This window comes from Bacillus sp. LQ01, from assembly GCF_057624735.1.
Genome location: NZ_JBYEZL010000004.1, coordinates 156,663 through 169,154, shown reverse-complemented (window position 1 = coordinate 169,154; position 12,492 = coordinate 156,663). Strand labels below are relative to the sequence as shown.

Annotated in this window: 12 protein-coding genes; 3 read left to right on the top strand and 9 right to left on the bottom strand. The window is 35.7% G+C overall.

Features of this window, described 5'->3' with window-relative positions:
- Window positions 1-15 precede the first annotated feature (15 nt).
- The 3 genes from AC22L0_RS24280 to AC22L0_RS24270 all read right to left on the bottom strand — a co-directional run bounded on the left by AC22L0_RS24280 (window position 16) and on the right by AC22L0_RS24270 (window position 3,168).
- A complete protein-coding gene (locus AC22L0_RS24280; protein ID WP_001078357.1) occupies window positions 16-1,290 on the bottom strand; it encodes an acetylornithine deacetylase in 1,275 nt (424 codons plus the stop codon).
- Between the two features lie 95 nt (window positions 1,291-1,385).
- Window positions 1,386-2,807 carry an amino acid permease gene (locus tag AC22L0_RS24275; protein WP_000969250.1) on the bottom strand — a complete coding sequence of 474 codons (1,422 nt, stop codon included), beginning with the start codon at window positions 2,805-2,807 and terminating at the stop codon, window positions 1,386-1,388.
- A gap of 106 nt (window positions 2,808-2,913) precedes the next feature.
- The gene (locus AC22L0_RS24270; protein ID WP_000859489.1) at window positions 2,914-3,168 is read right to left on the bottom strand and encodes a biotin/lipoyl attachment domain-containing protein; all 255 of its coding nucleotides are present in this window, start codon (window positions 3,166-3,168) and stop codon (window positions 2,914-2,916) included.
- A 293-nt stretch (window positions 3,169-3,461) separates the two neighbouring features.
- Between AC22L0_RS24270 and AC22L0_RS24265 the strand changes: the two genes are divergently transcribed.
- A complete protein-coding gene (locus AC22L0_RS24265) occupies window positions 3,462-4,865 on the top strand; it encodes a sigma-54 interaction domain-containing protein (protein WP_000556689.1) in 1,404 nt (467 codons plus the stop codon).
- A gap of 83 nt (window positions 4,866-4,948) precedes the next feature.
- Window positions 4,949-5,152 (top strand): hypothetical protein, encoded by a 204-nt coding sequence (locus AC22L0_RS24260; protein ID WP_000063854.1) that lies wholly within the window; start codon window positions 4,949-4,951, stop codon window positions 5,150-5,152.
- A gap of 44 nt (window positions 5,153-5,196) precedes the next feature.
- Here AC22L0_RS24260 and truA read toward each other — a convergent pair whose 3' ends face one another.
- The 6 genes from truA to AC22L0_RS24230 form a co-directional block, all read right to left on the bottom strand.
- On the bottom strand, window positions 5,197-5,934 hold the full coding sequence (truA, locus tag AC22L0_RS24255) for a tRNA pseudouridine(38-40) synthase TruA (protein WP_000553118.1): 738 nt from the start codon (window positions 5,932-5,934) through the stop codon (window positions 5,197-5,199).
- 56 nt (window positions 5,935-5,990) lie between these two features.
- A complete protein-coding gene (gene rlmD, locus AC22L0_RS24250; RefSeq protein WP_000615200.1) occupies window positions 5,991-7,370 on the bottom strand; it encodes a 23S rRNA (uracil(1939)-C(5))-methyltransferase RlmD in 1,380 nt (459 codons plus the stop codon).
- A 10-nt stretch (window positions 7,371-7,380) separates the two neighbouring features.
- A complete protein-coding gene (locus AC22L0_RS24245; protein WP_000269418.1) occupies window positions 7,381-8,244 on the bottom strand; it encodes a DNA-3-methyladenine glycosylase family protein in 864 nt (287 codons plus the stop codon).
- Between the two features lie 59 nt (window positions 8,245-8,303).
- Entirely contained in the window at window positions 8,304-9,086 is a 783-nt protein-coding gene (pdaA, locus tag AC22L0_RS24240; protein ID WP_000875956.1) for a delta-lactam-biosynthetic de-N-acetylase, read from the bottom strand.
- A gap of 127 nt (window positions 9,087-9,213) precedes the next feature.
- Window positions 9,214-10,734: a class I fumarate hydratase gene (fumA, locus tag AC22L0_RS24235; RefSeq protein ID WP_000413520.1), complete on the bottom strand. Its 1,521-nt coding sequence runs from the start codon at window positions 10,732-10,734 to the stop codon at window positions 9,214-9,216.
- Window positions 10,735-10,936: 202 nt separating this feature from the next.
- Window positions 10,937-11,119: an SE1561 family protein gene (locus tag AC22L0_RS24230; RefSeq protein WP_000513558.1), complete on the bottom strand. Its 183-nt coding sequence runs from the start codon at window positions 11,117-11,119 to the stop codon at window positions 10,937-10,939.
- A 213-nt stretch (window positions 11,120-11,332) separates the two neighbouring features.
- Between AC22L0_RS24230 and yfkAB the strand changes: the two genes are divergently transcribed.
- Complete coding sequence (gene yfkAB / locus AC22L0_RS24225; RefSeq protein WP_000156023.1) at window positions 11,333-12,460, top strand: radical SAM/CxCxxxxC motif protein YfkAB; 1,128 nt, start codon at window positions 11,333-11,335, stop codon at window positions 12,458-12,460.
- The last annotated feature ends 32 nt before the right edge of the window (window positions 12,461-12,492 follow it).

Here is a 12,492-nt window from a genome sequence, read left to right as displayed (position 1 = left end):
TTTTACTATACAAATCTATTTTTTCGTGTGGCACCATTCATATATAAATGCTGTTATTACTTTTGTAAATTCAATTAACTGTTCAATTTCAACTTTCTCATTTACAGAATGTGCTTCTTCTAATGTACCTGGTCCATATATAATCGCTGGAATATGAAACTCACTAAACCAACCGCCATCAGTTACCGTTGCAGACATATCTAAAATTGCATTTTTTGATAAAATAGACTCGTGTACTGAGCTAAGTTTTTTTACAGCTGCATGTTCCCTATCTACTTCTAATGAAGGGAAAATTTCACCACGATCTACAATCATTGATTCTCCGCCCCACTTAAATTGTGGCGGATTTTCACTTAACCATGGATCGGCAGCTGCTACCTTTCCAATATATTCTTCAATTTCTTTTATTATTTGTTCATGTGTTTCGTTCGGATAGAAGTGCACTGTTATCCATAACTGGCACTCATCCGCAATAAACGCCGCATGCCTTCCCCCCTCAATAACAGCTGGATTAATTGTTGTTGTTCCAGATGGATAGCCTTCATATGTTTTCATGACTGCCCAGTGACGCTCTAATTCTTGTAAGCTCTGCACAATTTTCATCATTTTTTCAATCGCACTCGCTCCAAATAAACGTCCTCCAGCATGGATCATTTGTCTGCGCGTTGCATCATGAAACGTTTGCGGACTTTTCACTGTAATCCATCCAGTAATGACACCACCTTGCCCTTGCATATGCAAATCACTCGTATCCACTACGACTGCAAAATCAGCATCGTAACCTCGCCTGCAGCATTGAAGTGTTCCTGCCTCTCCAACTTCTTCCCCTATTACTGATTGAAAGATTAAATCTCCAGGTAATTCAATACCAGCTTCTTGTAAAAGTTGAATGGCAAATAGCGCTCCAGCCAGCCCACCTTTCATATCTGCTGCGCCACGTCCAACTAACCAGCCATCTTTTATAAATGGATCAAATGGATCTGTTTCCCACGCCTCATCTGCTGACACTTCAGCTACATCCATATGCCCATTAATAATAAGACTTTTATATGAGTCACTTTTTATTCCTTTTTTTACCCCAACAACGTTCGGATCATTCGGATATACATCCCATTTATTAATACTAAAATTTCGTTTTCTTAAAAACTCTGCAACAAATTCTTGCGCTTCATTTGTATTTCTCGCTGGCGGTGCTGGTGTTTCAAAACGAATTAATGTTTTTGTAAGTTCTAACAATTCCTCTTTCCTTGAATCTATTTGTTTTAACAACTGCGAAATTTCTCGATTCATCGCTAATTCCCCTTTGCATACATAGTATGTTTCCAGCTTTATTTTCACAAAAAAAGAGACTGTTTACAATTTTACAGTCTCCTAATTGATCACTATTATAAACTCTCTACTTCCGTTGTATTTGTCTTTTCAATATGCTCTACATTACTTCCCTTATTTCTTGTAGCACGATAAAACAGTAAACAAACAATCATAAATGGAATACCACAATACAATGCCATTCTTTGTTCTGGAATAAAGGCCATGCCAACGATTACTGTTACATTTAATACTAACGCAAGCAGTGGTACGAATGGATACAGCGGTGTTTTAAATTTCAGGTCTTTGACATCCCCGCCCTGCTTTATGTATGACCTTCTAGCTAATAAGTTAGATAGAGCAATAGATGCCCAAACTAGTATCGCTCCAAATCCAGCGATAGAAAGCAGCCATAAATAAACTGTATCTTCCGCATAAATACCTGATAATAATGAGAGACAACCTACAATTGTGCTTACAATCAATGCATAAATAGGAACACCGTTTTTAGATAACTTACCAAAAATCGGACTAATCATTCCTTGATTAGACATAGACCATAGCATACGAGAAGTTGCATATAATCCTGAATTCGCAACGGATAGAACTGCTGTAATAATAACGAAATTTATAATATCAGCTGCATAAGGAATACCAATTTTATCAAATACAACTACAAATGGACTTTCTATTACTCCTGCTTGCTGCCAAGGGAATAGTCCAGCAAGAATAAAAATAGATAGTACAAAGAAAACAAGTATACGCCAAACTGTATTGTTAATTGCCTTCGGGATCGTTTTCTCTGGATTTTCACTCTCACCTGCTGCAATACCAACTAGTTCTGTTCCTTGGAAAGAAAAATTAACTGCAATCATCGTAATTAAAATGGCTGATAATCCATTCGGAAACAGTCCCCCGTAATCAGTAAAGCTAGAGAACATCGGTGCTGGTTCATTTCCTTTCATATCTAGAAAACCAAACATTGCCGCCCCGCCTAAAATAATAAATGCAATAATTGTAATTACTTTAATACTTGCAAACCAAAATTCCACTTCCGCAAAACTTCTTGAAGATAACGCATTAATAGCAAAGAGCAGTACCGCGAACACTACACACCAAATCCATGACGGTACATCAGGAAACCAACGTTTCATCAAAATACTAACTGCAATTAATTCAATACCTATCGTAGCAGACCAGTTTAACCACGACATCCATCCCACTACATAACCTGCTGCAGGGGAAATATGCTTTGTCGCATACGTTTGATAAGACCCTGCGTCAGGCATCGCAACAGCTAATTCTCCAAGACAGAGCATCGTTAAATACATTACAAATCCACCGACAAGATACGCTACAATTGCTCCTCCAGGTCCAGCCTCATGAATCGTATAACCTGACCCTAAAAAAAGTCCTGTACCAATAACTCCACCGAGTGCAATCATAAATATGTGCCTACTTTTCAATTCTCTTTTTAATCCTTGGTTTTGATCCATCATATAAATCCCCCCTTTTCACTTTGCCAACCCATTTAATGTAAGCGTTTTTAAAAGTATTCAGTGTAAAAATAATGATTTAAAAGAGCAAAAATACACGTCACTTACATTAATCACTGCCTGTTACTAAAAGGTCATCCCTTACTGTTATTAATAATTTTTGATCAGCAATAGCTTGTCCTTCTACTACTTCTAATGATTCAATATAACCACTGATCCCTATCTTAATTTCTACTTTCTGTTTATCTATTGTTTCAATTAATGCTAATTTCTCCCACTCGTATACGTAAGAACTTTCCGTCACAAATAACTTCTCTACTTTTCCATAACAAGGACTATACACACCTTCTATAACTGTCTTCACTTTATAAATTCCTCCCTCTTATTAATTGACACCAAAACGTTGTATATCCTGTAAAAAGTCATATTCTCCCCTCTAGAGATTTCGAATATTATTTATGCAAAATACGTACCAAGTCTCTAATTCATGTATTAAATGAGAGTTTCATACAAAAAAATGTGCACAACCGCAAAATTTTTCGATCATTTAAAAAGTTTTAAACGAAAAATAGCAAAAATTTTTTGCGATTTTATAAGAATTTTAATAAAATTATAAAAAGTCAGTCTTCATAGGGTAAAATGAGGAGAAGATGTTACATGCATACAGAAGAAATTAATTTCAAACAAATTATTGAAATGAATATGCTATATGAAACTTTACTCAATGAACTCGATATCGGGATTCATATTATTAATGAGGAAAGTAAAACGATTGTCTATAACCGCAAAATGATGGAAATTGAATCAATGGATCGCTTAGATGTATTATATAAAAGTCCTTTAGAAATATTTGCATTTGAAGAAAATAAAAATAGTACTCTTATAGAGGCATTAAAATTTGGAAAAACAAAGAAAAATATAAAACAAACGTATTTTAACAATAAAGGACAAGAAATTACAACGATTAACGATACTTTCCCTATAATAGAAAATGGAAAAATTAAAGGCGCTATTGAAATATCAAAAGAAATTAGTAACTTAAAACAAACGATAAAAATAAGTCCTTCTCGAAAACAAAGCACTAAATTTACCTTTGATCACATAATTGGTGATTCTGAAGCCATTCAATCAATCATTACAGAAGGAAAAAGAGTAATTCGTACATCTTCCTCCATACTTCTCGTAGGGGAAACAGGCACTGGTAAAGAACTATTTGCACAAAGCATCCATAATGAAAGTCAGCGTTCAACCAAACCCTTTATTTCACAAAACTGTGCCGCTATACCTGATACCTTAATGGAAAGCCTACTATTTGGCACAAATCGAGGTGCCTTTACAGGAGCAATAGATAAATCAGGCTTATTCGAAGAAGCGAACGGAGGAACTTTGTTATTAGATGAAATCAACTCATTAAGTCCAGCACTTCAAGCGAAGTTACTGCGAGCTATACAAGAAAAAACAATACGAAGAATCGGAGGCACACACGAAAAAGAAATTGACGTTCGTATTATAGCAACTATCAATGAAGATCCTTTCGAAGCCATCGCACATAATCGATTAAGAGAAGACTTATATTATCGATTAAGCGTCGTTACTTTATGTCTTCCGCCTTTACGTGAAAGAAAAGAAGATATTCCAGATCTTGTTCAGCACTTTATTGAAAAATATAATACTCAATTTGGGCTCAATGTAACCGATGTAGATGTAAATGTAAGAGAATTTTTCTATGCATACGATTGGCCTGGAAACGTACGGGAGTTGGAACATATAATTGAAGGTTCCATGAACTTGATAGAAGATGAAACCATCATTACAGCGTTTCATATGCCTACTCGCTTTCGTGAACGAATAAAAACAGAATTCAATATGCAACATGCACTAACTAATCACAATACTGATGCACCTAAAACTTTAAAACACACAATAGAAAAAATGGAAAAGAACTACATTAACCAAATTCTTAAAGAACATCATGGCAACATCTCACAAGCTGCAAAATTTTTAGGATTAAGTAGGCAAAACTTACAATATCGAATTAAAAAACTGCATTTACACATATGAAATAAACATGTCTCCAAGTGCAAAAAATAACTTGGAAAAATATGTTATAATAAAAATATAACATGCTAGAAAGGGCTATATATATGAGTAATGATAAAAAATTAAAGTTATTACACTACTTATACCTTCTCCCTGCTGTTCTATGTATAATGTTATTCATTAATGGTGATATGAGTAGCTTTCCTTATGCAAAGCTATTAGGAACAATTAGCGGCTCCTTTGCAGCTATTATGCTTGCTGCTTTTTGGAATTTGAAGCTACGTATAAAAAACGAGAAATCTTCGTAATACTAAAAAAATCGAGCTACTTAGCCCGATTTTTTTATTTGCCATTAAAACTCAACATTCTCTAAATACAACCCACTTGCCTCAGCAAGACAATTAATTTGATTGCGCTGCTTTTCCTCTAAAATGTTTGGAATTGCTTCAGCGTCTAATTGTCCTAATCCAACTTCAATTAATGCCCCGACAATTTTTCTTACCATATTATGAAGGAAGCCGTTACCACTTACTCTAATTTGTACAAACCCTGCCTCTTCCATCACATCAAGTGTATATACTTCTCGAACCATAGATTTTTTCTTTGATTTCGCATTTGAAAAAGCAGTAAAGTCATGTGAACCAACTAAATGTTTCGCAGCTGCTTTCATGCTTTTCACATTTAATTTTTTATTCACATGCATGCTGTATTTACGCATAAATGGATTTGTATGCTCTTCATTCCAAATTTTATACAGATATGTTTTTGCTTTAGAATTGTAACGAGCATGGAAACGATCATGTACTTCTTCCACATTCGTAATGCTAATATCATTAGGTAAATATTGATTTAAATATTTTTTCACTTTATGTTCCACTAACTTCTCATCACTTTGAAAGTTAGCAACTTGATTCAAAGCATGTACACCAGCGTCTGTTCTACTACAACCGATAATTTCAATTTCTTTTCCGACCATTTCAGATATGACACTTTCGATTTTTCCTTGAATTGTATTATCGTTATTACCGAGACGTTGCCATCCTTTAAAACGTGCGCCATCGTACTGAATTGTTAATTTATAATTATGCATAATATTCTCCTTCATAGAAAATATTCCCTCATACCATGAGGGAATATTAATAAACTTTACTTTCTAACAAGCTTCACTACATTTTCTACGTGAGCTGTATGCGGGAACATATCAACTGGTTGCACATACTCCACTTCATAGCTCTTCATTAATGCTTGTACATCACGTGCTAATGAAGAAGGATTACAAGACACGTACACAACTTGTTTCGGCTTCACTTTTAAAATTGTTTCCAGTAATTTATCATCGCAACCTGTACGTGGTGGGTCGACAACAATTACATCTGGACGCCATCCTTCTTTTACCCATTTCGGTAACCATTGTTCAGCTTTACCTGCTTCATATTTCGTATTTGTAAATCCGTGACGCTTTGCATTTTTTCTTGCATCTGCAATCGCTTCTGGAATTACATCCATACCACGTACTTCCGCTGCATCATTTGCAAGCCAAAGACCGATTGTACCAACGCCACAATACGCATCTACAATTTTCTCATCGCCTGTTAACGCAGCGGCTTTTTTTGCTTCATTATATAAAACAACGGTTTGCTCTGGATTCAACTGGAAGAACGCACGTGCTGATAATTCAAATGATAAATCACCAAGTGTTTCTTGAATTACTTCTTTTCCAGCTAATTTAAATGTTTTGTCGCCAAAAATAACAGATGTTTTACGCCAGTTTACATTTTGCATAATTGATTTAACCGCTGGCATCTGTTTTTGTACTTCTGCAATAAATTGTTCTTTATTTGGTAATTCTTCTTTTGTTGTAATAAGTGTAACTTGTACTTCACCTGTTTGAACTGCAGTACGTGTTACAATTGTGCGTACTAAACCTTTTTGTTTTTTCTCATTGTAAATAGAAACATTTAATTTTTCTAAAATACGTCTTACAACTTTTGTCGCTTCATTCGTTGCTTTATGTTGAATCATACAGTGAGCGATATCAATTAACTGATGTGAGTTTTGTTTATATAGCCCTGTAATAACCTTTTCGTCTTTACGCCCCACTTGTAATTGACTCTTATTACGATAATGCCATGGATTTTCCATGCCAAGCGTTGGACGAATTTTCTCTTCCATACTATTTTTCATGTACTTCTCAAATGCTTGTACAACGATATCACGCTTTTGATTCAATTGTTCTTTATAATCTAAATGTTGCAGCTGACAACCGCCACACTCCTCATATACTGGACACGGTGCTTTCACACGATGCGGTGAAGCTTTACGAACTTTTTTCACTTTCGCTTCAGCGAAGCCACGCTGAATTTTCGTTGTTTCTGCAACAACTTCTTCTCCTGGTAATGCCCCTGGAATGAAAACAACTTGTCTCTTAAAATAACCAACGCCTTCTCCGTTAATCCCAAGACGTTTAATTGTCACAGGAAACGTTTGACCAACTTCCAACTTACTCTCATGTTGCTTTTGTATCATTATTACACCTCTACTCTATACTTTTCCATAAATATAACGCTGCATAACTGCAGTATGGTTCACACTCTTGTTTCAATTTTTCTAAAAATGCATCATCAGGTTTATCATCTAATTGAAATATACCTTGCACTGCACGCTGAATCCCAATGTCCGCTTTCGGGAACATATTTTTCCGTCCAAGCCCAAACATTAAAAAGTTTTGCACTGTCCATGCACCAATTCCCCTAATTGGCAACAATTGTGCTGAAATGTCTTCTTCCGTCCCATTTTCTATACTCGCTAAATTTAATGTACCACTGACAATACTTCGACCTAATCCTACTATATATTCAGCCTTTCGCTGACTAAACTTCTGCTCTCTCAATTCTTCTATTGAAATATTTGCTACTATTTCCGGAGTGGGGAAAAAGAATACACCGTTCTTCTCTGTTCCATACCGTTTCACAAATTGTTCTGTTAACACAGTAGCAAATTTCAAATTTATTTGTTGGTGAATGATACAGCGAAGCAGACAAGCAAAATAATCAAATTCTAAAATAATTGGAGTATGAGCATATGTTTCAAATAGTGGACGTAATGATGTGTTTAAAAAATGATTTTGTATATCTTGAAACGGTTCATTCCAATGAAAAATGGCTCTCATTCGTTTCATGACTTTCTCTGGATCTCCTGTCTGACTAGAAATCCAAAACTGTGGATTTTGAACAGTACCAATCCCTTGTAAGCGAACAACAACCTGTTCCTCGTCTATACAAAGCGGGATATAAATAACTTTCTCATCTAATTGAATGACGTTAAGAGGATCAAAAGATAAACGTTTTAATACTTCTTCAAAATGATACGGATACTCTAACGTAACATGCTCGCTCCACATACGTTTCCCCATCCTTTTTACACATCATTATAGCATGAGAAAACCGTAAGCATACATGCTTACGGTTGATTGCCTTTTACTAAGTCATCTAGACTTTTAAAATGATACCCTTTCTCGCGCAAATCATCAATGATTTTTGCAAGTGCTTCTGCATTATCTTTTGATATTGCATGAAGTAATAAAATAGATCCTGGATGAATCATCGTCATAACATTATTATGCGCATATTGCCATCCTCTTTGCTGATCCACTTTCCAATCCAAAAATGCAAGTGACCAAAATACATTATAATAGCCCATTTCTTTCGTAAGAGCTAACGTTCTTTCACTAAATACACCGCGCGGAGGACGTACATATTTCACTTCTTTTTGCCCAGTTACTTTTTTAATTTCTTCCGTTACACTCGTTAATTCTTCACGAAGTTTCTCATCATTTACCGCTGTAAAATCAGGATGACTCCAAGAATGGTTTCCAATAATGTGTCCCTCATCCTTCATTCTTAACAATAAATCTTTTTGTGTTTTAATGTAATGTCCCGTTACAAAGAAAGTTGCTGGTACTTTTTTCTCTTTTAATACATCTAATATTTTCCCTGTGTATCCATTCTCATATCCATTATCAAATGTTAAATAAATATCTTTTTTCTTCGTATCTCCTAAATAAAACCCGCCATTTTTTTGTAGTAAATCTGTATATAACTTTCCTGCATCTGGTACTGTTTCATTTTTAGGACGCGGGATTCCCCAGTTATGTGGAGTATTTGTATAAGCCAGTGCTGAAACTGGAACAAGTGCCATCATAATTGAAAAAATGAGACCGATATATAACCATTTATATTTCATAAATAGTCTCCTTTCCATATATAATCGTACTTGTAGTTTCTGTTGCAACGCATTCTTTCATGCTGAACATGTTTTTCTATATATACCAAAAAAATGCATCTCGAATCATTCGAGATGCACTTTTTATTTACTTAAATACTGGCTCTTTAAAGCTAGCTAATTTTTCAAGTGATGTTTTATCAACATCTGCATGTAAGCTATTACCATGAGAGTCCATCGTTACAACTGCTTTAAACCCGTCGATACGTAAATGCCACATTGCTTCTGGAATACCAAATTGTAAGAAATCAACATCTTTCACTTCTTTAATACATTCAGCATAATATTGCGCTGCACCACCGATTGCGTTTAAATATACACCGCCATGTTCTTCTAAAGCCGCTAATGTTTTCGCACCCATACCGCCTTTTCCAATGACAGCGCGAATACCGAATTTCTTCATAATATCGCCTTGGTACGGTTCTTCACGAATACTTGTCGTTGGACCTGCCGCTTTAATTTGCCAATTGTCATTGTCATCTTTCACAACAACTGGACCACAGTGGTAAATAATTTGTCCATTTAAATCTACTGGACAATCATTATCCATTAAATGCTTATGGATTGCGTCACGACCTGTATACATCATGCCATTAATTGTTACAACATCACCAACGCGAAGTTCACGAATTTGCTCTTCTGTAATTGGTGCTTCTAATACAATCTCACGTTGCTCTGTTTTTTCTTGTACTTCATGCTGAAGTGTATCTTCCCCTTCTTGATATAGCCAATCCATAATGTCTCCTGTTTCAGGATGAATTTTCACACCAAGGCGACGATATGCCCAGCAATTATACGCAACAGATACATAGAAACTAGCTGGCAAACGATTATAGACGCCAATTTTACAACCAAGTAAAGTTGTTTCTCCGCCAAATCCCATCGTACCAATGCCAAGCTTGTTCGCATTTTCTAATACGTACTCTTCAAGATGTTGTAACTCTGGTACTGGATTGACATCATCTAATGTACGGAATAATTGATTTTTTGCTAATTCATAACCTGATGTGCGGTCTCCCCCGATACCAACACCAATTACACCAGCGCTACATCCTTGCCCTTGTGCTTGATATACTGCATGAAGAAGGCATTTACGAATCCCTTCTAAATCACGGCCAGCTCGTCCAAGTCCTTCTAGTTCACACGGTAAGCTATATTGAATATTTTTATTCTCACAGCCACCACCTTTTAGGATTAAACGTGCATCAATATAATCTTTTTCCCATTGTTCAAACTTAATCACCGGCGTACCTGGTCCTAAATTATTTCCACTATTATCTCCAAAAAGAGAATCAACAGAATTGGGACGAAGTTTACCATCTTTTGTCGCCCGCTCAAGCGCATTATAGATAGCTTCCTTCAACTTTAATTGATTCACACCAACTGGTGTATAAATTTTAAACGTTGGCATCCCTGTATCTTGGCAAATCGGCGAGATGTTATCATCAGCCATTTTAATATTATTTGTAATTGTGCCAAGTGCCATCGCAGAACGAGTCCCTGCATTTTCTCGCTCTTTCGCTTGTTGAATCGCACGACGAACATCTTTCGGTAAGTTCGTTGACGTTTCAACAATTAGTTGATACATGCTTTCTTGAAGCTTTTCCATTGTTACTTCCCCCTCAATTGTGAACGCTACCAAAACGTTATGAGCTGAAAATTCAATTGTTATGCTCTTTAGCTATTTATTTCACGCTATTAGAGCATAAATGAAATTTTTCACAACTTGATTATACCTCTTTTTCTATCGTCCTTCTATTACCCGAACAGAAAAAGGCTACCAAATTGGAATTGGTAGCCTTTTTAATATATTATTCGTCTTTTTTAAATTGCTCACATTTTAATTCTAATTCATCTAACATTGCAAGAAGACGATCTACATCTTCTAATTCTACTTCTTCGGGTTCAATTGTATCAATTACTTCAATGAACATATTTAAACGTTCTTTTAAATATACTAATTGTGTATCTTTATCTTGAATTGCTTTTCCCATGAAGGCACTCTCCTTTTAATTCGAGTTGCTTTTATTATACCGCAAAAACGATTGCTATGGGCATGAAATTTCATCAATTTTGTCACAGTCATCCACTATAATGTAAGCCCTCTCTCTTTTCATGCTAAAAAGTTTCACTTTATAAAAAGCACATATTCTTCTATTATAGAGAATGGACAAATTGTTATTTCAATAGTCAAAGGAGTATTTCATATGACGATATCACAAAAAATGAAGCCGATTACTCCTTCTTACGATCCATGGGAAGCGTATATGGACCTTGAAGAGTACGGCAAACTACTATTAACAAATGTTGAATTTACAACGACGACGTTATGCAATATGCGCTGTGAGCATTGCGCTGTTGGTTACACGTTACAGCCGAAAGACCCAAATCCGCTTCCGATGGATCTTTTATTAAAACGATTAGATGAGATTCCTCATTTACGTTCTTTAAGTATTACTGGCGGAGAACCTATGCTTTCAAAAAAATCCGTCGACAACTATGTAACACCACTCTTAAAATATGCCCATGAACGAGGCGTTCGCACTCAAATCAACTCTAACTTAACTATAGATTTAGCACGTTACGAACAGATTATTCCTTATTTAGACGTATTGCATATCTCTCATAACTGGGGAACAATTGATGACTTCGTTGAAGGCGGATTTGCAATGATGGAGCGTAAGCCTACTTACGAACAACGTGCAAAATTATTCGAAAGAATGATTACAAATAGTAAGGCTCTATCAGATGCAGGTGTACTTGTATCTGCCGAAACAATGTTAAACAAAAGAACTCTACCACATATTGAACATATTCACCGCCAAATCGTCGAAGAGATGGGCTGTAAACGTCATGAAGTTCATCCAATGTATCCAAGTGACTTCGCGAGTAATCTAGAGATTTTAACAAAAGCTGAAATTCGTGATGCGATTGAGCATTTACTAGAAATTCGCGATGAAAATGTATGGATGTTATTTGGAACTTTACCTTTCTATGCTTGTAGCGATGACGAGCGAGACATTGCCACATTTAAAAAGTTACAAGAGAGCAAAAATGTAACTGTTCGTAACGATCCAGATGGTCGTTCACGCTTAAATGTAAATATTTTTGATGGCAATATTATCGTTACTGATTTTGGTGATGTTCCACTTCTAGGAAACATACAAACAAACACATTACAAGAAGCGTATGAAAAATGGAGCGCTTCAAAAACTGCAAAATCATTAAGCTGTCACTGTCCTGCAGTAAAATGTCTTGGACCAAATGTTCTTGTAAAAAACAGCTACTATCCGACAGAAGATTTCTTATCAAAAACAGCAAACATTACATTATAAAAAAACGTCAGCTTATAAGCTGACGTTTTTTC